The sequence below is a fragment of the Pseudomonas sp. ERMR1:02 genome (assembly GCF_002277815.1).
Classification (GTDB): Bacteria; Pseudomonadota; Gammaproteobacteria; order Pseudomonadales; family Pseudomonadaceae; genus Aquipseudomonas.
The window spans coordinates 623939-646640 of the sequence record NZ_NKJI01000001.1; the positions used below are offsets into that span (position 1 = coordinate 623939).

General features: G+C 57.6%; 17 protein-coding genes and 4 pseudogenes. 8 read left to right on the top strand and 13 right to left on the bottom strand.

Annotated elements, in window-relative coordinates; translation table 11 throughout:
- Window positions 1–148: 148 nt before the first annotated feature.
- A pseudogene (gene fdhA / locus CES87_RS03020) lies at window positions 149–1347 on the top strand (formaldehyde dehydrogenase, glutathione-independent).
- Window positions 1348–1749: 402 nt separating this feature from the next.
- Here the strand turns inward: fdhA and CES87_RS32805 are convergent.
- The 4 genes and pseudogenes from CES87_RS32805 to CES87_RS03040 all read right to left on the bottom strand — a co-directional run bounded on the left by CES87_RS32805 (window position 1750) and on the right by CES87_RS03040 (window position 4459).
- Entirely contained in the window at window positions 1750–2430 is a 681-nt protein-coding gene (locus CES87_RS32805; RefSeq protein ID WP_128604900.1) for an RHS repeat-associated core domain-containing protein, read from the bottom strand.
- Between the two features lie 74 nt (window positions 2431–2504).
- Window positions 2505–3179: an anti-sigma factor domain-containing protein gene (locus tag CES87_RS03030; RefSeq protein WP_128604901.1), complete on the bottom strand. Its 675-nt coding sequence runs from the start codon at window positions 3177–3179 to the stop codon at window positions 2505–2507.
- Window positions 3176–3810, bottom strand: a pseudogene (locus tag CES87_RS03035) (sigma-70 family RNA polymerase sigma factor). The gene CES87_RS03030 and the pseudogene CES87_RS03035 overlap by 4 nt, the downstream one beginning before the upstream one ends.
- 55 nt (window positions 3811–3865) lie before the next feature.
- Window positions 3866–4459, bottom strand: coding sequence for a fasciclin domain-containing protein (locus CES87_RS03040; RefSeq protein WP_128604903.1), 594 nt, complete (start codon window positions 4457–4459; stop codon window positions 3866–3868).
- Between the two features lie 303 nt (window positions 4460–4762).
- Between CES87_RS03040 and CES87_RS03045 the strand changes: the two genes are divergently transcribed.
- Window positions 4763–5317 carry a DUF2780 domain-containing protein gene (locus CES87_RS03045; RefSeq protein ID WP_128604904.1) on the top strand — a complete coding sequence of 185 codons (555 nt, stop codon included), beginning with the start codon at window positions 4763–4765 and terminating at the stop codon, window positions 5315–5317.
- Window positions 5318–5684: 367 nt separating this feature from the next.
- Window positions 5685–6191 carry an ATP-dependent zinc protease gene (locus CES87_RS03050; protein WP_128604905.1) on the top strand — a complete coding sequence of 169 codons (507 nt, stop codon included), beginning with the start codon at window positions 5685–5687 and terminating at the stop codon, window positions 6189–6191.
- 91 nt (window positions 6192–6282) lie between these two features.
- Here the strand turns inward: CES87_RS03050 and CES87_RS34120 are convergent, their stop codons facing one another.
- Window positions 6283–7065, bottom strand: a complete 783-nt coding sequence (locus CES87_RS34120) for an RHS repeat-associated core domain-containing protein (protein ID WP_128604906.1) — start codon at window positions 7063–7065, stop codon at window positions 6283–6285.
- A 179-nt stretch (window positions 7066–7244) separates the two neighbouring features.
- Between CES87_RS34120 and creB the strand changes: the two genes are divergently transcribed.
- The 3 genes from creB (at window position 7245) to creD (ending at window position 10907) form a co-directional block, all read left to right on the top strand.
- Window positions 7245–7925, top strand: coding sequence for a two-component system response regulator CreB (gene creB / locus CES87_RS03060; protein WP_128604907.1), 681 nt, complete (start codon window positions 7245–7247; stop codon window positions 7923–7925).
- Window positions 7925–9343 carry a two-component system sensor histidine kinase CreC gene (gene creC / locus CES87_RS03065; protein WP_128604908.1) on the top strand — a complete coding sequence of 473 codons (1419 nt, stop codon included), beginning with the start codon at window positions 7925–7927 and terminating at the stop codon, window positions 9341–9343. Before creB ends, creC begins: the two co-directional genes overlap by 1 nt.
- 193 nt (window positions 9344–9536) lie before the next feature.
- Window positions 9537–10907 carry a cell envelope integrity protein CreD gene (creD, locus tag CES87_RS03070; RefSeq protein ID WP_128604909.1) on the top strand — a complete coding sequence of 457 codons (1371 nt, stop codon included), beginning with the start codon at window positions 9537–9539 and terminating at the stop codon, window positions 10905–10907.
- A 143-nt stretch (window positions 10908–11050) separates the two neighbouring features.
- Here the strand turns inward: creD and CES87_RS03075 are convergent, their stop codons facing one another.
- The 4 genes and pseudogenes from CES87_RS03075 to CES87_RS03095 all read right to left on the bottom strand — a co-directional run bounded on the left by CES87_RS03075 (window position 11051) and on the right by CES87_RS03095 (window position 16670).
- The gene (locus CES87_RS03075) at window positions 11051–11938 is read right to left on the bottom strand and encodes an RHS repeat-associated core domain-containing protein (protein WP_128604910.1); all 888 of its coding nucleotides are present in this window, start codon (window positions 11936–11938) and stop codon (window positions 11051–11053) included.
- A gap of 104 nt (window positions 11939–12042) precedes the next feature.
- A complete protein-coding gene (locus CES87_RS03080; RefSeq protein WP_128604911.1) occupies window positions 12043–12672 on the bottom strand; it encodes a glutathione S-transferase in 630 nt (209 codons plus the stop codon).
- A gap of 369 nt (window positions 12673–13041) precedes the next feature.
- On the bottom strand, window positions 13042–14172 hold the full coding sequence (locus CES87_RS03090) for a PepSY domain-containing protein (RefSeq protein WP_128604913.1): 1131 nt from the start codon (window positions 14170–14172) through the stop codon (window positions 13042–13044).
- A gap of 72 nt (window positions 14173–14244) precedes the next feature.
- Window positions 14245–16670: pseudogene (locus CES87_RS03095) on the bottom strand (TonB-dependent siderophore receptor).
- A gap of 256 nt (window positions 16671–16926) precedes the next feature.
- Here CES87_RS03095 and CES87_RS32815 point away from each other — a divergent pair.
- Together CES87_RS32815 and CES87_RS03100 are read left to right on the top strand one after the other, a co-directional pair.
- Window positions 16927–17232, top strand: a complete 306-nt coding sequence (locus CES87_RS32815; RefSeq protein ID WP_256590811.1) for a transposase — start codon at window positions 16927–16929, stop codon at window positions 17230–17232.
- Window positions 17229–18065, top strand: a complete 837-nt coding sequence (locus CES87_RS03100) for an IS3 family transposase (RefSeq protein ID WP_256590812.1) — start codon at window positions 17229–17231, stop codon at window positions 18063–18065. Before CES87_RS32815 ends, CES87_RS03100 begins: the two co-directional genes overlap by 4 nt.
- A 77-nt stretch (window positions 18066–18142) precedes the next feature.
- Here the strand turns inward: CES87_RS03100 and CES87_RS03105 are convergent, their stop codons facing one another.
- The 4 genes and pseudogenes from CES87_RS03105 to CES87_RS03120 all read right to left on the bottom strand — a co-directional run bounded on the left by CES87_RS03105 (window position 18143) and on the right by CES87_RS03120 (window position 22515).
- Window positions 18143–19117 carry a FecR domain-containing protein gene (locus tag CES87_RS03105; RefSeq protein ID WP_128604914.1) on the bottom strand — a complete coding sequence of 325 codons (975 nt, stop codon included), beginning with the start codon at window positions 19115–19117 and terminating at the stop codon, window positions 18143–18145.
- Window positions 19114–19632, bottom strand: coding sequence for an RNA polymerase sigma factor (locus tag CES87_RS03110; protein ID WP_128604915.1), 519 nt, complete (start codon window positions 19630–19632; stop codon window positions 19114–19116). The genes CES87_RS03105 and CES87_RS03110 overlap by 4 nt, the downstream gene beginning before the upstream one ends.
- A gap of 245 nt (window positions 19633–19877) precedes the next feature.
- Complete coding sequence (locus CES87_RS03115) at window positions 19878–20585, bottom strand: PolC-type DNA polymerase III (RefSeq protein ID WP_128604916.1); 708 nt, start codon at window positions 20583–20585, stop codon at window positions 19878–19880.
- Window positions 20582–22515, bottom strand: a pseudogene (locus CES87_RS03120) (putative nucleotidyltransferase substrate binding domain-containing protein). Before CES87_RS03120 ends, CES87_RS03115 begins: the two are co-directional and overlap by 4 nt.
- Window positions 22516–22702 lie beyond the last annotated feature (187 nt).

The following is a 22702-nucleotide window of genomic DNA, read 5'->3' on the forward strand; positions in this document are numbered from 1 at the left end:
ACGACCGCGATCCCCTGTAGGAGCTGGCTTGCCAGCGAAGAGGCCATAACAGACAACACAAGACACACAGGCAATAACCCGAGCAATCAACGCGCCGCCGATCCCTGGCGACGCGACCGCTACATAAAAACAACAGCGAGGTGAAAGCATGTCTGGCAATCGTGGTGTGGTGTATCTCGGCGCTGGCAAGGTCGAAGTACAGAAAATCGACTATCCGAAAATGCAGGACCCGCGCGGCAGGAAGATCGAGCACGCTGTCATCCTGCGCGTGGTGTCCACCAACATCTGTGGTTCCGACCAGCACATGGTGCGCGGTCGTACCACCGCTCAAACCGGTCTGGTCCTGGGTCACGAGATCACTGGGGAAGTGATCGAGAAGGGCCGTGACGTCGAAAACCTGCAAATCGGCGACCTGGTGTCCGTACCGTTCAACGTGGCTTGCGGGCGCTGCCGTTCCTGCAAGGAAATGCACACCGGTGTCTGCCTCAGCGTCAACCCGGCCCGTCCCGGCGGTGCCTATGGTTATGTCGACATGGGCGACTGGACCGGCGGCCAGGCTGAATACGCGCTGGTGCCGTACGCCGACTTCAACCTGCTGAAACTGCCGGATCGCGATCGCGCGATGGAAAAAATTCGCGACCTGACCTGCCTCTCCGACATCCTGCCGACCGGTTACCACGGCGCAGTGACTGCCGGCGTCGGCCCGGGCAGCACCGTGTACATCGCAGGTGCCGGCCCGGTGGGTCTGGCGGCTGCTGCTTCTGCTCGCCTGTTGGGCGCGGCAGTGGTGATCGTCGGTGACGTCAATACCGTGCGCCTGGCGCACGCCAAGGCTCAGGGTTTCGAAATCGCCGACCTGTCCCTCGATACCCGTTGCACGAGCAAATCGCCGCGCTGCTGGGTGAACCAGAAGTGGATTGCGCCATCGACGCCGTAGGCTTCGAAGCACGCGGCCACGGTCACGATGGTGTCAAGCACGAAGCCCCGGCCACCGTGCTCAACTCACTGATGGGCGTGGTGCGTGTTGCCGGCAAAATCGGCATCCCGGGCCTCTACGTCACCGAAGATCCAGGTGCCGTGGACGCCGCCGCGAAAATGGGCAGCCTGAGCATTCGCTTCGGCCTGGGCTGGGCCAAATCCCACAGCTTCCACACCGGCCAGACCCCGGTGATGAAGTACAACCGCCAATTGATGCAGGCAATCATGTGGGACCGCATCAACATCGCTGAAGTGGTGGGTGTGCAGGTGATCAGTCTGGATCAAGCGCCGGAAGGGTATGGCGAGTTCGATGCGGGTGTGCCGAAGAAGTTTGTGATTGATCCGCATAAGTTGTTTAGTGCGGCGTAAGGGTTGTGAGTAAGGAGGGCGACGTGAAGTCGCCCTCCTTGTTTCTGATATCTAGGTATTAACCCTTGGCCTCATCTTAGGGATACAAATAAAATTTTCGATCTGGAGCATAATAGCCGTAACGCGTTAGTTTGATATCTCTATATGTGCTTTCGTACAAAGTCGTCACCCCCGAATTGGGAAGTGTTGGAGTGCCTCGGACGTAGTCGACGCCTATTCGTTTGTTATGGAAGTTTTTCACGGAAACTTTAAGCACTATTCCGCCATTGTCTTTCATTAAGTGCTGTCCTGTATAATCTTGAGCGCCACTTAAGCTGTCTGATACGTAAAAGCCTTCTCCATTTAGTAGATTTTCGAACGAGCTATTACTGAAAGAATGGTTATCCATAACGCCATTTGTCATTAAATTGGTTGCTCCTTTTCTCGAAGTTCCGTGATGTCCAATAAAAGTATATCCGTCTTTAGATGCGGGCCGTGCTGGAAATACGGGCTGCGCTGTTCTAGATTTTTTGGGCGTCCTGCCAATAATATTTTGATGCCTTTTATGGGATCGAGACCCTTTGGGAAGAACCAGGCGTGGCCAGTTGGATCTGTCCGGTTGAGGGGGTCGCCCCCACAATATGCATACGCATTAACCCCCCCTTTCCCAAATGGACTTAAGCTATCCGGACTGATAAACCGCATCAGTATGGGGCTAAACATTCGATAACCATTGCCCAGCATATAACACCCGGTCAGAGGATCAGGATGTACGCCCTTAAAACCGAGCAGGCTGGGCAACGTATTTCCAGGACGCAAATGTCCGTAAGCTGTATAAGCAAAATGGCGACGCTGCGCTGCATTGAATTCGTTCAATACCGAACCCAGTCGATCAGAACCTAGCAGGCTTGTTTTTGTGGATCCGGTTTGTTGTTCTCGTTGTGCCAGCGCCTGATCACCGTGCTGCATTACAGTCTGCTGCAAGGAGCCTTGGATACGATTCGCCAGACGATCTTTCATATAGAAAAGTTGCGAGCTGCTCGGTTTTGTCGCTTCGAACGTTACCAATCGATCCAGCGCGTCGTACTGGTATTTTGTCTGCATGATTCAAACACCAAGGAAGTAGTTTTTACTGTCTCGCAATTCTCCAGGTCTGCCAACTATCAGAACGGATAGTGTCACAACGCCGCCAATGCTCCTTGATAGAGAACCGGCCCCGTCGGTTGCCCAGTTGGCGAGCCACCCTTTGGCTCAAGGCTGACCGCCAGTGAAACCGGTTTGCCGATCAACGCTTTCTGCGTGTCGTTCAGCTCAACTTTGCCTTTGCCACCCGCTGGAATCACGCCGAGGGAAACCGGTTTGCCGTCCGCCGGAATCGCCCATAGCTCCAGGCTACGCTGCGGATCTATCGCCGCCAGCGTCAACGGTTCGACTTGCAGGTAGTTCTCATGAGCCCGGACCTTCAGCGCAGGCTGCGCGTCGGCGCTGACGAGGGTGGCGCTGTAACGGGCGTCGTCGCGGTTGTAGATCACGCCCAGGGTGACGGCGATTAGCAGTGAACAAACCGCCACGGTCACTCGTAGCCAGTTCCAGAATGGGCGCTTTTGCGGGACATGCAGTTCTTGCGGTTCGATTCGCGCCGTAATGCCTTGCCAGACCCGATCCGGCACAGGTTGCTCGGGAAGCGCAGCGGTCAGGCTCGCGAGGTTTTCTTGCCATTGAGCCAGTTCCACACGCAGCGCCGCATCCTCCAGCAATAGCTGTTCGAAACGCCGACGCGCGACCGGGGGCATCAGGCCGATGGCGTAGTCGGCGGCGAGGGCGCGGCGCAGGGTCTGAGTTTGATAGTTCATGATTCAAGGCACCTGCGCAGGCGTTCCATGCCGCGACGGATCCAGGACTTCACCGAGCCCAGCGGCGCCGCCAGGTGTTCGGCCAGTTCGGCGCACGATAACCCCTGAAAGTACGCGACGGTGATCGATTGGCGCTGCATGCCTTCGAGGCTGTCCAGGCAGCGGTTTAAAGCGCTGGCCTCGCGGGCACTGTTCAGTTGTTCGTCGGCCGACGGGCTTTCGTCCACCAGCGCCTGTTCTTCGAGATCACCCAGTGGCCGGTCGCGATGCTTGCGCAACTGGTCGATGGCTTGATTGCGGGTGATGTTGATCATCCAAGTCAAGGGGGCCGACAGGTGCGCTTCATAGCGCGAGGCGTTGTTCCAGATGCGCACGAAGCTTTCCTGCAGCACTTCTTCCGCCAGGTCAGTGCGTCCCATGAAGCGCAGGGCAACGCCATGCAAACGCGGGCCGACACTGCGGTAAAGCGTCTCGAAAGCGCGGCGGTCACCCAGTGAACATTTGGCTAGGAGCTGCCTGAGAAGATCGGCGTCGGCGATGGGATAACGGTTCTCCAGGCAATCGAAGCAGGTTGCGTGAGGGGCCGGTTGCAGGCAGAGGTTAGTTCACGGCGCGCAGTTGTTCCATTCACGGGCGGACACCTCGGCAAACCCGCCGACCCCGATGCACGGGGTCGGCGGCACGGCTCAGCTTTTCGGCATCAGCACTTTGTCGATGACCTGTATCACGCCGTTGGACTGGTACACGTCATAGGTAGTGATGTCGGCGACATCACCTTTTTCATCCTTGATGGTGATGTTGTGCGGACCGTTCATCATTGCCCACAGCTTGCCGCCGGCGACGGTGGTGAGTTCGGTTTTGCCACCACCGGCCTTGATCTTCTCGGCTAGGGTCGCCATGTCGAGTTTGCCGGCGACGACGTGGTAGGTGAGGATTTTGGTCAGGGTTGCCTTGTTTTCCGGTTTGAGCAGCGTATCGACGGTGCCGGCGGGGAGGGCGGCGAATGCCGAATTGACCGGTGCGAATACCGTGAATGGGCCTTTGCCTTTGAGGGTATCGACCAGACCGGCCGCTTTCACGGCGGCTACCAGCGTGGTGTGGTCGGCGGAGTTGACCGCGTTATCGACGATGTCTTTGCTCGGCAGCATGCTTTGGCCGCCGACCGTCACACTGTCATGGCTCATGGTTGCCGCTTGCGCCGTGTTCAGGGCGAACGCGCCGCCAAGGGCCAGGGTCAGCAGGCTGGCAATCAACGGGGTTTTGATCGAAGTGCGTTTCATGGTGATGATCCTTTTGGGGAGGGTCGGCCAGGAATGTCTGTCCGTGATTGATATACGTGCGTGGGGGCAGACTGGATGCAGCGACGGGAAATTTTCTCGATTTCTGTAGGAGCGAGCATGCTCGCGATGGAGGTTAACGAATACGCGGGCGACCTGATTTACCGCGGTGCCCTTGAGTCCATCGCGAGCGTGCTCGCTCCTACAGGAGAGCGGATGGGTGGGGGGAACAATGTCGGGGCATGCCAGTCCAACGGACAGTTTTTCGCCGCCCATTTCCGGGCGGTTTTCATTGAGGATGTCTGGATGAAGATTTCACGCGGTTTTGCACTGGCATCGCTCCTGACCCTGGTCGCCAGCCCGGTCTTTGCTCAGTTCAGCCTGAGCGATGCGGCCAATGCCATTTCCGGGATGAACGGCGGCAACGCAGCCACGCAAGCTGCGCCGACTTCAGAGACAGCAGACCTGCTGGGCGCTCTGAGCCAGTTGAACGTGACGCCACAACAAGCCGTCGGCGGCGCCGGGGCGATGCTCGGCCTGGCGAAGAATCAGTTGAGCTCGACCGATTACTCGGAACTGGCCAAAAGCGTGCCGGGTATCGACATTCTCTCGGGGGGCGGTGAACTGGGCGCGCTCGCCGGTTTGCTCGGCTCAAACGGCAAGGCCGCAGGGCTGGATAACGCCTTGGGCAACGTCAAGGACACCAATGACCTGAACAGCGCCTTCAGCGCACTGGGCATGGAAAGCGGCATGATCGGCCTGTTTGCTCCGGTGATCCTGCAATACCTCGGTCAGCAGGGCGTCGGCGGTTCGCTGCTGCAAAGCCTGGGCGGGATCTGGGGCGCCGGGATAGGCACTTAATAGAAAACCATTTGATCAGCGGCTTTCGGCGGACAAAAGGGCATCGAGCTGCCGCCCATGGCTGCAAAAACGGTTGGGCTCGCCGTGATAAATAGCTTCGGGCGGCAGGCCAAATTGGGGTGACGAATGTTTCACGTGGGCATGGATATGCTGGATTGAAATTGATCAGTTCAAATGGCTGTTGTGATTGCACTGGCCTCTTCGCGGGCAAGCCTCGCTCCTACAGGATTGGGTGTGTTCCCACTACCTGCGGCACGACGCTAAACCTGTAGGAGCGAGGCTTGCCCGCGAAGCGATCTGACGAACGAACGAATAGCTGGCTGACTGTCTAAAATTCCGCTGCCCATCTCTCAAGGACAACGATCAAGTGAAATCCCTCCTCGCACTGCTGTCCCTCATAGCCTTGCCGGTTTTGGCCGCTGAACCGACCCTTTACGGACGCTACGAATACATCGCCCTGCCGGAAATCGGCGGCGAAGTGCTCAAGGCCAAGATGGACACCGGCGCGTTGACCGCGTCGCTATCGGCCAAAGACATCGAAACCTTCACTCGCGACGGCGAGAACTGGGTGCGTTTCCGTCTGGCTACCAAGGATGCGAGCAACAAGGTTTACGAACACAAGGTTGCGCGGATCAGCAAGATCAAGACTCGCTCTGAGGAAGAAGAGGATGACAGCGAAGCGGCTGCGCCTACCAAGCGGCCGGTGGTGGATTTGGAGTTGTGCCTGGGTAATGTCAAGCGCACGGTCGAGGTGAACCTGACTGACCGTAGCAGCTTTAATTATCCGTTGTTGATAGGGGCGAAGGCGTTGCGTGAGTTTGGGGCGGCGGTGAATCCGGCTCGGCGGTTTACGGCGGATAAGCCGGATTGTTGATCTCGCTGAAACTTCTGGCTTTGGGATTTCAGGTTACATTTAAGGACATAAGATCAAGTCAGGTTTAGTTGGTAGCCTGACTCCGAAGCGCCTATTGATTTTGACGCATGGTTTTTTGTTTCTGATGCAGGTCCCAATTCAGCGCACCTAGAGTTGTCTCATTTGTTCTATGTATTTCCTTTATATTCTTTGGCCTAAATTTCCCCTCTCTTGTCCCTACTAGAATGTCAGAATAGATGTCGTTGCTTTCATTTAAATGAGTAATTATCGTATTCATGTCATCTATACTTCGTTTAGAGGGTGCCTGGCTAAAAATTTCATTAGTTTTTAGTTGTTGTCTTTTAATGGTCTCTTCCAACAAAAAAGTTTTTGGCTTAACTTTTTCTTTCTTTGCCAACTGACTAATCATTTTTTCGCCGCCTAATTTATCGGCGGTGTCTTGAATGGCAGACAGGGTTGATGTTGTTATCGACTTTGGTCCTGAGTGATGTGATTTAGCATTTTTAATCATTTTTGAAATTAGGCTCCCGACTATAAAGTGGCCGGAAGGGTCCGTTTGATTTACTGGATCACCCCCGCAATACGCATACGCATTCCGTCCCCCCTTTCCAAACGGACTTAAGCTGTCCGGGCTGTTAAACCGCATCAACACCGGATTGAACTGCCGATACCCCTTCCCCAAATGATAATGCCCGGTCATCAGATCCAGCAGTTCGCCGTTGAATCCGAGCAAGCTAAGCAAGCCGTTCCCAAGGTTGCGATGTCCATAAGGTGCGTAGGCGACATCATCAGACCGATTCGCATCAAGGGCGCTCAACACCGAAGACTTTTGATCGGTCGCCAGCAGAATTGTTTTGCGTGAGTGCGTAGGCATTGGTCAATCCCTGTGCTGGCTTCCGAACAAAGTAATGCCAGCATCGGACTTTTTTCAGCCATTGCCTACTATCAGAACTGCTAGGTACTACAGACCACGCCGCTGATTTACCCTTGCCGATTGACGCCGAATCCCCCTTGGTTCACCGTTCGCCCATTCAACTGCCGGGCTCGGATGCCATGCCACATATCCTGATTGTCGAAGACGAAGCAGCGATTGCCGACACCCTGATTTTTGCCTTGCAGGGTGAAGGGTTCACCACCACATGGCTGAGCCTAGGCGCTGCGGCGCTCGATCATCAGCGCCAGACGCCCGCCGATCTGATCATCCTCGACATCGGGCTGCCGGACATCAGCGGTTTCGAAACCTGTAAGCAATTGCGCCGATTCAGTGAAGTGCCGGTGATGTTCCTCAGCGCTCGCGACGGAGAAATAGATCGGGTCGTGGGCCTGGAAATCGGCGCAGACGATTACGTGGTCAAGCCTTTCAGCCCACGGGAAGTGGCAGCGCGAGTCCGGGCGATTCTCAAGCGCATGGCGCCGCGCGCGGTGGCCGAGCCGTCGTCGGCGCTGTTTCGCATCGACAGCGAGCGGGTGCAGATCAGCTATCGAGGTGAATTACTGACCCTCACCCGCCATGAGTTCCGCCTGTTGCAATGCCTGCTCGAACAACCCGAACGCGTGTTCAGCCGCGAGCAGTTGCTCGATGCGCTGGGCGTCGCCGCCGATGCCGCTTACGAGCGCAGCATCGATAGCCACATCAAAAGCGTGCGCGCCAAACTGCGGCAGGTGAAGGGCGATGCCGAGCCGATTCAGACCCATCGCGGCCTCGGCTATAGCTATAGTCCGGGGCGCAGCTGATGCCAATGGGGATACGGATTTTCCTGGTCTATGTGCTGTTCATCGGCCTGACCGGTTACTTCGTGCTCAATACCGTAATGGAGGAAATCCGCCCCGGCGTGCGCCAGTCCACCGAAGAAACCCTGGTCGACACCGCCAACCTGATGGCCGAAATCCTGCGCGATGACTTCAAGGCCGGCACCCTCAACCAGAACCGCTGGCCGGAACTGCTCAAGGACTACGGCGAACGGCAACCGGCGGCGAACATCTGGGGCCTGCCGAAGAATCAGGTCAACCACCGCATCTACGTCACCGACGCCAAGGGCATCGTGGTGCTCGATTCCAGCGGCGTGGCGGTTGGCCAGGATTACTCACGCTGGAATGACGTTTACCTGACCCTGCGTGGCCAATACGGCGCCCGCTCCAGCCGTAGCGATCCTGACGATGCCAACTCATCGGTGATGCATGTTGGCGCGCCCATTCGCGATAACGGGCAGATCATCGGCGTGGTCACCGTGGCCAAACCCAATAGCTCGTTGCAGCCTTATGTTGATCGCACGGAGCGGCGACTGTTGGCTTACGGCGCAGGGCTGATCGGTCTTGGCCTGCTGTTCGGCGCGCTGTTGTCATGGTGGCTGAGCCATGCGTTACGGCGTTTGACCGCTTACGCCCAGGCAGTGAGCGAGGGGCGGCGGGTCAAGGTGCCGCATTATCGCGGCGGCGAACTGGACCAACTGGCGACGGCAGTGGAACAGATGCGCACGCAGCTTGAAGGCAAGGCGTACGTCGAGCGTTACGTGCACACCTTGACTCATGAATTGAAGAGCCCGCTGGCGGCGATTCGCGGTGCGACGGAGTTACTGGAAGGCGAGATGCCGTTGGCTCAGCGGCAGCGTTTTGTCAGCAACATCGACAACGAAAGTGCGCGGATGCAGCAGTTGATCGAACGGTTGTTGAACCTGGCTCAGGTTGAACAGCGCCAAGGGCTGGAAGAGCGGGTGAGCGTGCCGCTGGCGGCATTGGTGGATGAACTGTTGATCGCTCAGGCTGCGCGAATCGAAGGCAAACAGTTGCGTGTTGAACAAAGCATGGCGGCGGATCTGACGCTGATGGGTGAGCCATTTCTATTGCGGCAGGCGCTGGGGAATCTGTTGGAGAATGCGCTGGATTTCACTCCGGCTCAGGGTGTGTTGCGATTCACCGCGGAACGGATGGGCGAGCAGGTCGAGTTCACACTGTTCAATCAGGCCGAGGCGATTCCCGACTACGCACTGCCGCGATTGAGCGAACGTTTCTATTCGCTGCCACGTCCGGACAGTGGGCGCAAAAGCACTGGGCTCGGGCTTAACTTTGTCGAGGAAGTGGTCAAGTTGCATGGTGGGCAGATGAGCGTCGGTAATGTTGAGGGCGGGGTTGAAGTCAGGTTGCGTCTGGCTTAGGACCGAGTCGCGGCCATTCGCGAGCAAGCCCGCTCCCACATTTGACCGCGTTTTTCTGAGGGAACTCGACCAAATGTGGGAGCGGGCTTGCTCGCGAAGAGGCCGGCGCAGTCTCCACATAATCTCCATACTCCCCACATAAAGCCCACACACATCCATCCCAGACTTTCCCCATCCAAACAGGGAGAGTCCCATGAACCGCAGCCTGACCCTAAAACTCGGGGCTATTGCCCTGCTGATTCTGTTATTGCTGATCCCGCTGTTGATGATCAACGGCGTGATCCAGGACCGCCAGCAAATGCGCGACGGTGTGCTCGAAGACATCGCCCGCAGCTCCAGTTACAGCCAGCAACTGAGCGGGCCGTTGATCGTGGTGCCGTATCGCAAAGTGGTGCGCACCTGGAAAACTCACGAAAAAACCAACGAGCGCTTTCAGGAGATCCGCGAAGAGCGCGGTCGTTTGTACTTCCTGCCGGAGCGCTTCGAGCTCGACGGCAATGTCCAGACCGAACTGCGTTCACGGGGCATTTATCAGGCGAGGCTGTTCCATGCCGACAACCGCATCAGCGGTCATTTTTCACTGCCGGCACAACTGGGTATCAAGGAAGACTTCGCCGATTACCAATTCGATCAACCTTTCCTCGCCGTCGGCATCAGCGACATTCGCGGCATCGAGAATGCGTTGAAACTCGAACTCAATGGTCAGAACCTGGACTTCATTCCCGGTAGCCAGGTCGGCTGGCTGGGCGAGGGCGTCCACGTGACGCTGCCGGCGTTGGACGCGAAGCAAAATACAGAACTGGCCTTCGGCTTTGACCTGAAGCTGCAAGGCACTGGCCAGTTGCAAATCCTGCCGGTGGGCAAGACCAGCAAAGTCTCGATGACCGCCAATTGGCCGCATCCCAGCTTCATCGGCAACTACCTGCCAGCCCAGCGTGAAATCACCGATCAGGGTTTCACCGCCAATTGGCAGACCTCGTTTTTCTCCACCAACCTGCAAGAAGCTTTGAGCAGTTGCGTATCCCGTAGCAGCTGCGAGGGGTTTTCTGGCCGCAGCTTCGGCGTGAGCTTCATCGATCCTGTGGACCAGTATTTGAAAAGCGACCGGGCGATCAAATATGCGCTGCTGTTCATTGTCCTGACTTTCGCTGGCTTCTTCCTCTTCGAGGTGCTGAAAAGCCTCGCGGTGCATCCGGTGCAATACGCGTTGGTGGGTGTGGCGCTGGCGTTCTTCTACCTGTTGTTGCTGTCGTTGTCCGAACACATCGGCTTTGCCCTGGCGTATCTGCTGTCGGCCAGCGGTTGCGTGTTGTTGATTGGGTTCTATGTCTGCCATGTGCTGCGCAGCGTGCGTCATGGGTTGAGTTTTTCTGCGGGGTTGGCGGCGTTGTACGGGCTGCTTTATGGGTTATTGAGTGCCGAGGATTACGCGCTGTTGATGGGGTCGTTGTTGCTGTTTGGGTTGTTGGGTGTGTTTATGGTGCTGACGCGCAAGCTGGATTGGTATGGGGTTGGGCAGAACAGTGCGAAGCCGGTTGGGTTTGATATTGGAGCGGTGGAATGAGCCGGTGGGTGGGGTTGTGGGAGGATCAGCCGACAGGCTACAAATTAGCCAGGCAGGTTGCTGCACTGTTTCAGTGCATTGAAACTAAACCTTCAAGTCTTCGGCCCATACGTCCAGTCGTACGGGCTGAAGAGTTTGGTCGATTACATTCCACCAGATCTATATAAAAAACGGTTGGGATCCGATGGCATTTTTTCCGCGTTTCGATATTTCGCCATACTTATTTCACTTTTGCGAATGGCTTTTTGTTGATTTTTTAGAATTGTTGGATGGGACGTTCGATTGATCGCATGCATGCCGATTGGGCTGCCTAAGTCGAGCTGGTGCTGTATTCTATTTACGTATTCATAAGTCGAGCGGGAGGTACGTTGTAGATTTTCAATTGGTGTGATGGAAGTTAATATTTCTGGTGATAACTGCTTAGCCTCGGAGCTGATATTTGTGATGGAGGTGAATGAAAATTTATCGTTTTTGACATTCCGGTGGTGCTGCAGTGTGTTCATTTTTTTATTATATATAAGTGAATCAATTTGCCGTGGCTCTCCAAGTTTTGCTGCTTTTTTAAGAGCGTCATTTGCAAATAGTCTGGATGAGCTTAATTGTCCGTAATCAGCGTTAAAAGTGTTGGCAAATTTAGCCTTGTTTGATGTTCTTAATCCTAGACCTCGACCTATTTCTTTCAGGAAGCCCCAAGCATGTCCAGTCGGATCAACCCGATTAATCGGATCGCATTCGCAATACGCATAGGCATTTAACCAGCCCGCTCCAAACGGACTCAAACTATCCGGAATTAAAAATCGCCCCAATCTCGGACTATACATACGATAACCATTACCCAGCGGATAATAACCTGTTATCAACTCCTGACATTCACCGTTAAATCGAAGCTGACTTCGCGGGTCATCGCCCATTGGGCTATCACCGTAGGGGGTATAGGCAATGGCATTATTCTGGGCCGCGTCGACAGCATTCAACACCGAGTTCTGCCGATCAGTTGCTAACAAGATTGTTTTGCGAGAGTGCGTAGGCATTGGCTGATCTCCGAACCCAGATCCAAAAGGAGCAGGTCTCAGTGTCGGAGTTTTTTCAGCCTTTGCCTACTATCAGAACTGCTAGTCTTTTGCCCTTGCCAAACTCAAACCTTCGGCATCGTCGCCAACATCGAAGGTCGCTGGCTCACCTCGAAATACCACGCCGCCAAGTGCGGATTTGCCTCGCGCCACTCCAGATCCGGATGACGCAAATCCAGATACCCCAACGCACACGCCACGCTGATCGCTGCCACATCAAAATGGCTGGTCAGTTCGGCAATCGCGTCTTTTTCCAGGAGCGCCAGGGCACGGCTGATTTTGTCGCGTTGGCCGTCGAGCCACGTGTCCCAGTGTTTTTCCGGGGCGCGCAGGGCGACTTCGTAGCGCACCAGTACGGCGGCGTCCATGATCCCGTCGGCCAGGGAGGCCAGAGTCAGGCGCCGCCAGCGGGCGGAGCCTTCGCGGGGGATCAGCGGGTTGCCGACGTGCTGATGGTCGAGGTAGTCGAGGATTACGCGGCTGTCGTGGATGACGTTGCCGTCGGCCAGGCGCAGGGCCGGGATCTTGCTCAGGGGGTTGTCGTCGATCAGCGTTTTGTCCGGGTCGACCGGCGTGAGTACGCAGTTCTGCAGGGCCACGCGGTTCTGTTGACCGGTTTCGTGCAGCAGCACCATGACTTTGCGAACGAAGGGTGAGAGCGGGTTGTGGTACAGGGTCATGCTCGGGGCGGACATGGCAACGTCTCGGTCGGTGGCAGTGTCGGGCAGCATAGCGCGTTGGAGGGATTGCTCAATATCCCAAAAAAAGCAGACCTTCTGTAGGAGCGAGCTTGCTCGCGATGGTCGTCAACGATGACGCTGTAAACCTGACACCCCACGGTGCTCTCAGGTTCATCGCGAGCAAGCTCGCTCCTACAGGGGATGAGTGTTCAGTGGCGTTGGAGGAGGCCGCGCAAAGCGAGGATGGCCGGGATGCCCAATCCGAGCCAGCTCAGGGCGTCCCATATGCCATCGCCGAGTAGCGCGGCGAACAGTCCTGCTGCGCTGAACAGGGCGATGACTGTGGGGTGGCGAAAACATTCCAGAAGTTCGACTGCCGGGGCTTCATGCCACGCTCTCCGCTTTTTCCCGCATGGGTATGGCAGCCTTGCGCCGCACCACCCACAGGTAAACCCCGCTGCCGAGCACGATGATGGTCAGCACATCCAGTGTCGCCCAGAGGATTTTCATCGGCATGCCGCCGTAATCACCGAAGTGCAGCGGCTGCGACATGCCCATGGCGTCCATGTACCACGGTCGCTCGGCCACGGCGGTGACTTGCAGCGTGCGGGCATCGATCAACACTGGCGTCAGCAGGTGCGACGTCAGGTGCGTGCTGCCTTTCATGAATACCGCGTAGTGGTGCTCACTGGAAAAACGGGTGCCGGGGAAGGCGATAAAGTCCGGCTGCATGCCCGGTGCGACTTCCTCGGCGATGTCGAGTAAGCGGCTGGCCGGTGCCAGTTGCGTCAGCGGCGGCGCGTCACGGTATGGCGCGACCATTGCGCTCAGGCTGTCGTTGCGCCAAGCGGCGATCAGCAAGTCGGCGCAGGCGCTGATGACACCGGTCACACCGACCACCAGGGCCCAGGTCAACGTCACGACGCCGATCAGGTTATGCAGGTCGAGCCAGCGCAGGCGGGTGGATTTGTCCTGGCGCACGGTGGCGAATTTCAGGCGACGCATGAACGGCAGGTACAACACGGTGCCGGAGACAATAGCGACGACGAACAGCAATCCCATGAACGCCAGCAACAACTTGCCCGGCAGCCCGGCGAACATGTCCACGTGCAGACGCAGCATGACCATCATGAAGCCGCCATTGGCTGACGGCATCTCCAGCGCTTCGCCGGTGCGGGCGTCGAGCATGAACGTGTGGGACGAATTCGGTTCGGTGCCGGCAGTGGGCGCCATGATCGCGATTGCGCCGTTGGGCTCGTCTTCGTCGAAGCCGAAGTACTGCATGACCTCACCGGGGCGATGCTTTTCAGCGGCCTGCACCAGCTGCTGCAAATTCAGCTGCGGGGTGTCCGCCGGCATTTGCTTCAATTCGGCTGCATCGCCCAGCAGATGGTCGATTTCGTGGTGGAAGATCAACGGCAGGCCGGTCAGTGCCAGTAGCAACAGGAAGACCGTGCAGATCAGGCTGGTCCAGGTGTGGACGAAGGACCAGCGGCGAATTGTTTTACTTTTCATTTCTTAGCCTTCAGAAATACCAAAGCCGTCCACAAAGGACGGCCTGGGTATTGGGCGTATCAGATCAAGCCGTTACCACTTGTAGGTGGCACTGGCGACGACACTGCGTTGGTCGCCGTAGTAGCAGTAAAAACCGTCGCAGGTGGAGATGTAGTCCTTGTCGAACAGGTTGGTCGCGTTCAGCGCCAGCGAGGCGCCTTTCAGGCTGTTGTCGAGACGACCGAGGTCGTAATGGACCGCCGCGTCGAACACGGTGTAGGCGTTAGCCTTGCCCAACTCGGTATTGGCCTGGTCGCCATAGGTGTTGCCGGTATAGCGAGCGCCGGCGCCGAGGCCGAAACCGTCCAGCACGCCGTTGTGCCAGGTGTAATCGGCCCACAGCGAAGCCTGTTGGTTGGGCATCAGTTGCAGGCGATTGCCTTTGAAATCGCCTTTTTGCACTTCGGATTTGGCCAAGGTGTAAGCGGCGATGACCTTGAGGTTATCGGTCACGTCGGACACCGCTTCCAGCTCCAGGCCTTTGACTTTCACTTCACCGGTCTGGCTGGTGATCGTGACGCTGTCGGAGTTGGTGGTGGTGACGGAGACGTTTTTCTGGGTCAGGTCATACACTGCCGCGGTCAGCAACGTGTTGCTGCCAGGCGGCTGATATTTGATACCCAGTTCCCACTGCTCGCCTTCGGTCGGCTTGAACGAGTCGGTCGGCGTGGCCGTGGCATTGCTGGTCGGCTGGAACGACTCGGCGTAGGACAGGTAAGGCACGACACCGTTGTCGAACACGTAGCTGATCGCCGCGTTGCCGCTGAAGTTCTTGTCGCGCTCAGTATTGGTGGCATCGCCGTGGTTGAAGAACTTGGTGCCGGTGTGCACCCAGTCTTCACGACCACCCAGGGTCAGGCGCCATTGGTCGAGGGCCATCTGGTCCTGGACATACAGACCGGTCTGATGGGTCTTCTGGTTGTAGTCATAGAATGCAGACGAACGCGGTGGACGAACGATCGGCTGTCCGTAGATCGGATTGAGCACGTTGGTGCTCAGGCCATCACCGAAAATCGACGTGTAGTTGGTGTTGTTGCGCTGGTGATCGAGGCCGATCAACAGGGTGTGACCGATGTCTCCGGTGGCGAAGTCGCCCTGGAAGTTGTTATCCACGGCGAACTGGCTAATGTCCTCGTCGACACTGGTGCTCGTGCGACCAACGTTGCCATTGGCGTCGACCTGGGTGAACGGATAGGCGCCGGGAGTGAGGACCTGGAAGGACAGATCGGTTTTGGTGTAACGCAGGTTCTGCCGGAACTGCCAGACATCGTTCAAACGATGTTCGAAGGCGTAACCCAGTGCGTAGTAAGTGCGGTCGTAGAATTCCCAATCCGGGTCGCCCAGGTTTTTGTGATGGGAAATTTCACCCAGTGGTGAATGGATACGGGTGCCCTGGATCGGCAGGAACTGGCTGGTGATGCCAGTATCGTCACGGGTGAATTGCGTGAGCAGAGTGAATTTGGTGTCTTCGTCGATGTTCCAGGTCAGGCTAGGCGCAATGTTGTAGCGCTTATTGTCGATGTGGTCGATCTGCGTGCCGCTGTCGCGTACCACGCCGCTCAGGCCATAGAGGAATTGACCTTCCTCGTCGATCTTGCCGGTACTGGCGAAATTGATCTGGCGATAATTGTCGCTGCCGTACTGCACCTGGATTTCATTGCTCGATTCAGCGCTGGGACGGCGGCTGACCATGTCCAGCAGGCCGCCCGGCGGGTCTGGCCGTACACGGACGAGGCCGGACCACGCAGCAGGGCGAGGCGGTCGAGGTTCCAGGTTTCCTGTTTCGGGTTGGCGTACACGCCTTTTGGCAGTGGCAGGCCATCGAGGAACTGGGTCGGCTCGAAGCCGCGTACGCGCAACCAATCGGCGCGGGTGTCGCTGCCGAAGCTGCTGGCGGTGATGCCCGGCATGTAGCGCACGGCGTCATCGAGGTTGTGCACGCTGCGATCGTCCATCTGCTCGCGTGTTGCCACCGAGATCGAGCGTGGTACTTCGACCAGCGCGGTATCGGTCTTGGTGCCGGTGGCGGTGCGCTTGGCCACGTAGCCTTCTACCGGGCCCCATGCGCTTTCTGTGTCTTGCACACCGATCACGCTGGTCGCCGGCAGGGCCATCACGCCCTCGGGTACGGCCACCAGGGAGTAAGTGCCGGTGCCACTCTGCTCCAGTTGCAGACCGGTGCCGCGCAAGGCTTCGCGCAGGGCGCCGGCCGCATCGTACTGGCCGTTGACCGGTGCCGAAGTCTTTCCAGCAGCCAGCGATGGATTAAACGACAGCGCCAGACCGGCCTGGCTGGCGATCTGGTTCAATGTGCTGGCCAATGGCGCGGGTGGCAGGTTGTAGGCGCGAACGCTGGATGCTTGTTCAGCTGCGATCAGTTGGCTGCTGGCCAAAGGGGTGCAAAGGGCAATGGCAACCGCCAGCAAACCGGGGCGCAAGGTGTCTAGCGAACGGGACATACAGCGGCTCCTGAAAGTGAATACTTCTCAATTGCCTACGTGCCGGACGAGAATCAAAAAGTGATAGGGCGGGATGAAAATAATTTCGAATTAGCAATTGCGGGGAGGTTGAGGGCCTCTTCGCGGGCAAGCCTCGCTCCTACAGATTTTGCGTCGGTCGATGGAGCGACGACATCCTGTAGGAGCGAGGCTGAACTGGCCTAATAATTCCGGACACCTCTTAAGGGCGATATGATTTCGCCAATTTGGAGGTTCCATGAACGAAAGAAAGGTCTATTCGCGCGAGTTCAAGCTGCAGGCTGCCAGCATGGTGATCGATGATGATTGCTCCGTGCCCGACGTCTGCGCATCGCTGGGCATTGGACCTACCGCTTTGCGGCGGTGGGTTGAACAGGTACTCAAGGAGCGAGAAGGACAACCCGTCAAAGGCACCAGAGCGATTACCGAGGATCAACGCCAGATTCAGGAGTTGAAAGCCAAAATCAAGCGTATGGAAATGGAGGCCGAGATTTTAAAAAAGGCTACCGCTCTCTTGATGTCGGATCCCGATCGTTTTCGATGATCGCGGAGCTAAGAGAGTCATTCCCGACGGCCATCCTGTGTCGCGTTTTTGATGTGAAGCGCAGCAGCTTCTATGAGTGGATTCAGCGTCGCGCCAAGCCCAGGATCAAACGCGAGGAGCTCAAAGGGAAAGTGGTTGAGTTGCACAGCGAAAGCCGGGAAGCCATGGGCTCCAGAACGATCAGCAAGAATCTGCAGGCCAATAACATTCCTGCCGGAAGAGGCCTTGTTAGAACACTGATGAGGGAAGCCAACATTGTCAGTAAACAACGCCAGCCTCATCCATTTAGATCCAAAGGCTTTGAATCATTTGTCGCGCCCAATCTGCTCAAGCGCAATTTCAAGCCGACTGCAGTCAATCAAGTTTGGTGCGGCGATGTTACAAGCCTGATGGTCGGTAAGCGCTGGGTTCATCTGGCCATCGTGATCGACTTGTTTGCCCGCCGGGTCATTGGTTGGGCATTTTCTTTGGTCAATGACGCCAACTTGGTGAGTAAGGCGCTACGCATGGCGGCAGAGCTTCGAAAATGCACGCCTGGGTTGATGTTCCATTCGGATCAGGGCTGTCAGTACACCAGTCGCAAGTTTCAAGAAGAGCTCAAACGCCACGGCATTTTACAAAGCATGAGTCATCGTGGGCAGTGCTGGGACAATGCCCCAACAGAGCGTTTCTTCGGCACACTGAAGTCAGAATGGGTCCCTCGTGGCGGCTACGACGTGATCAAGGAAGCACAAACCGACATGGTGCGCTTCTTCATGTACTACAACCGCACCAGGCTCCACAGCTACAACAACTACCTGTCGCCAATAGCTATGGAGCAAAAAGCGGCATAAACACCGTAACCGGTGTCCGGAACTACTTGACCAGTTCAGGCTTGCCCGCGAAGGCGTCACATCATGCGCACCAGAGATCAGGGGTTGGCCTCGGTCTTCGCCGCCACCGTCACCCACCATTGCGTGTGATGTTCGATCTGCACCGGTAGGGTCGGCAGCAGGGCGCTCAGGGCCAGGTCGGTGTCTTTCAGCGGGAAGCTGCCAGTGATCCTGAGGTCGGCTACTTGCGGCGCAACACCCAGATGCCCACGGCGATAGCGACCGAGTTCGTTCACCAGATCTTCCAGCCGTGCGTTGTCCACCACCAGCATGCCGCGAGTCCAGGCGTCTGCACCGAGGTTAACGGCCAGAATCGGCCCAAGGCCGCCGTTGCGGATCAGCACTTGCTGGCCTTCGCGCAGAATCTGTTCGTCAGGGCTGGATTGCGGATGGGCGGCCACCGCGGACTGCAGCACACTCAGGCGCGTGCCCTGTTCTTCGCGCTTGACCAGGAACCGCGTACCCAGTGCGCGCATGCTGCCTTCGCGGGTTTCGACGATAAACGGCCGGGCGTCGCCATGACCGGTTTCGACGAGAATTTCCCCTTCCTGCAGGACGATCAGCCGCTGCTTCTCTTCGAAACGCACGTCCACGGCACTGTGGGTATTGAGGTTGATCAGCGTGCCGTCAGTCAGGCGAATGGTGCGTTGTTCGCCGGTGGCGGTGCGCTGGTCGGCCAGCCAATAGTCGACCGGCAAGTAGTGCTCGCCGGCAAACAATGCAAGACCAATCACGGCGACGACACTGGCCAGTCCGCTGCCGAGCTTGCGCATCCGCCGGCGAATGCCTTCGCGCGACTGCAACAGAGCGGTGCGGGCCGGGCCGCTGGCGACGCTGAAGCGTTGGTCGAGCATGCCCAACTGGCGCCAGGCGCGGGCGTGTTCCTCATGGGCGCAGTGCCATTTGGCGAACTCTTCGCGCTCCACCGGGTTGCCGGAGTCCAGGGACAATTGCCAGGCGATGGCGGCATCAAGTACCTGCGTCGACACCGGCTTGGAACTGACCGGCCTCATGTCGGCTCCCCATACAACGCGATGTAGCACTGACGGATGCCCTGGGCCAGGTACTGGCGCACGCGCGGCACAGACACACCGAGGCGTTCGGCGATTTGCGCGTGGCCAAGGCCATCCAGACGGTTGTAGAGAAACGCTTCCCGAGCCTTGCTCGACAACTTGCCGAGCAGGCGATCAATGTTTTTCAGGTCTTCGAGGATCATTTGCTGCTCTTCCACCGACGGTTGCTCGGCTTCGGGAATCAGCATCAGTTCGGTGAGGTAGGCCTGTTCCAGCGCGGCGCGACGGAAATAGTCGAACAGCAGGCCTTTGGCAATCGCCACCAGAAACGCCCTCGGTTCGCGGGGTTCCTTCAGTTCTTCACGGCCCAGCAAACGTACAAAGGTGTCCTGGCTCAGGTCTTCGGCCCGTTGCGGGCAAGCGACATTGCGCCGAAGCCAGGCCAATAGCCAACCGCGATGGTCACGATATAACGCACCGACGAGCTCACTTTGAGGGCTTGGGACTGACGACACGCAGCATCACCGATTGGGAAATATTAACTAACGAGAATTGTTCGCGATTGTGTCAGAGGCGAGGAGGGTACGCAATTGGCGCTGGTCGGGTGGGATTCAGGAGAGGTACGCGTAGGACCGTGTCATCGTTCTTCGCGGGCAAGCCTCGCTCCTACAGGGTTTTGTTGTTCACGAAATAAATGGACGACCCAAGACCCCGTAGGAGCGAGGCTTGCCCGCGAAGAGGCCGGAACAGGTACCGAAGATCAGAAAGACGGCATATTTTGTCGCCGCTTCCACTGATTCAACCGCTGTTGCAAATTCATCGGGCTATGAACCTGCTGCTGCCGCGCCCGGCTGAACAGGATCAATGCCAGTTCGGCGGTGGCCAGGGCATCGGCGCTGGCGTTGTGGCGCTCGAAGACTTCCAGCTTGAACCAGTCGATCCACTCGTCCAGCCCTGCCTCGCGGATGTTGGCCTGCGGACACAGCAGCGGTGCGATGTCCGCCACATCCAGAAAGGCGTGCTGCAACTTGTAGCCCAGATGATCTTTCAGTGCGCGCCCGAGCATGTGCTGGTCGAACGGCGCATGAAAGGCCAGCAGCGGACTGTCGCCGACGAACTCCATGAACTCGAGCAACGCCTGGGCCGGGTCGCTGCCGGCGGCAATCGCACTGGGCCCCAGGCCGTGAATCAGCACGCTGGGGCTGAGTTTGAGTTCGGCGCATTGCAGGGTGCGTTCGAACTGCTGACTGAAATCGATTGCACCATCCTCGATCACCACTGCGCCGATGGACAACACCCGATCCTTGTTCAGGTTCAGCCCGGTGGTTTCCAGGTCGAGCACCACCCAGCGCTGTTCGCGCAGGCTGCATTCGCCGAGCGCGGTCGACGCCGGCAAGCGTTGCAGACGTTGTTGCAGTTCACCGGTCAGGATCGGGGTGGCCGGGCGCAGCCATGAAAACAGGCTCATAGCTGATACCGCAGGGCCAGACTGCTTTGCAGGCGTTGCGCCTGGCGCAGGGATTCTCGCAGGATTCGCCGATCCAGATGATTGAGACTGTCCGGATCGACCCGGTTGGAGTAGGGCAGATTCTCCCGGGTTTGTAGTTGATGTTGCTGCATGCGGGTTTGCTGAATGAAGTGATACGCCTCTTCGTACGCGGCGCCATCCAGCGGCTCGATGACTTCTTTATCCACCAGTTGGCGGAAACGCTCCAGGGTATTGTTGGCCTCGATACCGTGGGCCAAGGCCAGCAATCGGGCCCCGTCGACAAATGGCGTCAGGCCCTGAATCTTCAGGTCCAGTGTGGCTTTCTCGCCATTTTTCCGCGCCAGCACAAACTCGCGGAAACGCCCTACAGGCGGTCGATTACGCAAGGCGTTCTCGGCCATCATGCGCTGGAACAGACGGTTGTCGCCGACCTGGTCGAGAATCCCGCGACGCAACTGCTCACAGCCTTGCTCGCTGCCCCAGACCACGCGCAAATCGAAATAGATGCTTGAACCCAGCAAATTCTCCGGCGTGGCCTCACGAATGAACGCGCCGAAGCGTCGAGCCCATTCGACCCTGGACAAGCACAGCTCGGGATTGCCGGCCATGATGTTGCCCTTGCACAAAGTGAAGCCACAGAGCGCCAGGCTCTGATTGATTTGGTGGGCGATGGGCAACAACTTTCCGCGAATTTCTGCGGCGTGTGCCGCGTCCCGGGCTTCGAACAGAATGCCGTTGTCCTGATCGGTGTGCAGTGTCTGTTCGCGGCGACCTTCGCTGCCGAAGCACAGCCAACTGAACGGCACGCCGGGGTCGCCTTTCTCCGCCAGGGTCAGTTCGATCACCCGGCACACGGTGTGGTCGTTGAGCAGGGTGATGATGTGGGTGATCTGTGTCGAAGACGCGCCGTGGGCCAGCATGCGCTCCACCAGCTGGCCGATCTCGCCACGCAGTATCACCAGGTTTTCCACGCGTTGGGCGCTGCGAATGGTACGGGCCAGGTGCACCAGATCAACCCGTTGCAGGGAAAACAGATCCCGTTCGGACACCACACCGCACAGGCGCTGATCCTTGACCAGGCAGACGTGGGCAATATGCCGCTCGGTCATGGAAATCGCCGCATCGAAAGCACTGTGGTCCGGGGTCAGGTAGAAGGGCGCTTGAGTCATGTGCCGCTCGATGACCTCGTTGAAATCACCGATGCCGTTGGCCACCACCTGGCGTAAATCGCGCAGGGTGAAAATCCCCAGCGGCGCTTTGTGTTCGTTGACTACCACAATGCTGCCGACCTGCTGCTCATGCATCAGGGTCACGGCTTCACGCAGAGGCGTGGTCGGGCTGCACGTCACCGGATGGCGCATGGCCAATTCACCCAGGCGAGTGTTCAGCGAGTACTGGGTGCCGAGGGTTTCCACGGCTTTTTGCTGGACTTGCTGGTTGACCTGATCCAGCAGGCTGCTCACACCGCGCAGGGCAAAGTCGCGAAACGTGTGGGAAATGGCGAATAGCTTGATGAACGCCAGCTTATTGAGCTGTAGGCAAAAGTGTCTTCGGCGGCCAGGTGTTCGGTACGGGTGGCACGCTCTCCCAACAGCGCGGCGAGAGGGAAGCACTCGCCAGTGGTGATTTCGAAGGTAGTTTCGGTGCCACCCTTGGCCGAATGCGGACGCTCGCCCACCACCCGACCCTGTTTGACGATGTAAAAGTGCTCAACCGGGCCATCGGCGGGCTTGATGATGCTTTCGCCGGGCCCATAAAAACGCAACTGACATTGCTCAACCAGGTACGCCAGATGGGCGTGCTCCATCTGATTGAAGGGCGGGAACCGCTGAAGGAATTGCAAAGTGCCCTGGATGTTCTGCAACACCGCAGTTTTCCCTGCCTGTGTGAAGGCGTCCGCATTACTCATAACCATTACCGCAGTCTTTTTTGGATTTGTTGTTGTCGGATGACTCACCCATGGTCGACCCCTGCGGTCTGGGTGCCCATTGGACGTAAGTCTAGGTAGGTAATCAGTGTGATGGAATGTCGGAAAAACCTTACGCAAATGCGGGAAAAATCGCTCTATTCTGCGCTTGGAAAATTGTCCGACGAAG

What these genes read in the sequence shown, in the direction of transcription:
- CES87_RS34120 (WP_128604906.1), bottom strand. Translation starts at nt 7,065, where the DNA reads ATGCCTACGCACTCACGCAAAACAATTCTGCTGGCGACCGATCAAAAG.
- CES87_RS03075 (WP_128604910.1), bottom strand. Translation starts at nt 11,938, where the DNA reads ATGCCTACGCACTCTCGCAAAACAATCTTGTTAGCAACTGATCGGCAG.
- CES87_RS03080 (WP_128604911.1), bottom strand. Translation starts at nt 12,672, where the DNA reads ATGTCCGCCCCGAGCATGACCCTGTACCACAACCCGCTCTCACCCTTC.
- CES87_RS03105 (WP_128604914.1), bottom strand. Translation starts at nt 19,117, where the DNA reads ATGAGGCCGGTCAGTTCCAAGCCGGTGTCGACGCAGGTACTTGATGCC.
- creB (WP_128604907.1), top strand. Translation starts at nt 7,245, where the DNA reads ATGCCACATATCCTGATTGTCGAAGACGAAGCAGCGATTGCCGACACC.
- CES87_RS03100 (WP_256590812.1), top strand. Translation starts at nt 17,229, where the DNA reads ATGATCGCGGAGCTAAGAGAGTCATTCCCGACGGCCATCCTGTGTCGC.
- CES87_RS03090 (WP_128604913.1), bottom strand. Translation starts at nt 14,172, where the DNA reads ATGAAAAGTAAAACAATTCGCCGCTGGTCCTTCGTCCACACCTGGACC.
- creD (WP_128604909.1), top strand. Translation starts at nt 9,537, where the DNA reads ATGAACCGCAGCCTGACCCTAAAACTCGGGGCTATTGCCCTGCTGATT.
- CES87_RS03115 (WP_128604916.1), bottom strand. Translation starts at nt 20,585, where the DNA reads ATGAGCCTGTTTTCATGGCTGCGCCCGGCCACCCCGATCCTGACCGGT.
- CES87_RS32805 (WP_128604900.1), bottom strand. Translation starts at nt 2,430, where the DNA reads ATGCAGACAAAATACCAGTACGACGCGCTGGATCGATTGGTAACGTTC.
- CES87_RS03040 (WP_128604903.1), bottom strand. Translation starts at nt 4,459, where the DNA reads ATGAAACGCACTTCGATCAAAACCCCGTTGATTGCCAGCCTGCTGACC.
- creC (WP_128604908.1), top strand. Translation starts at nt 7,925, where the DNA reads ATGCCAATGGGGATACGGATTTTCCTGGTCTATGTGCTGTTCATCGGC.
- CES87_RS03030 (WP_128604901.1), bottom strand. Translation starts at nt 3,179, where the DNA reads ATGAACTATCAAACTCAGACCCTGCGCCGCGCCCTCGCCGCCGACTAC.
- CES87_RS03045 (WP_128604904.1), top strand. Translation starts at nt 4,763, where the DNA reads ATGAAGATTTCACGCGGTTTTGCACTGGCATCGCTCCTGACCCTGGTC.
- CES87_RS32815 (WP_256590811.1), top strand. Translation starts at nt 16,927, where the DNA reads ATGAACGAAAGAAAGGTCTATTCGCGCGAGTTCAAGCTGCAGGCTGCC.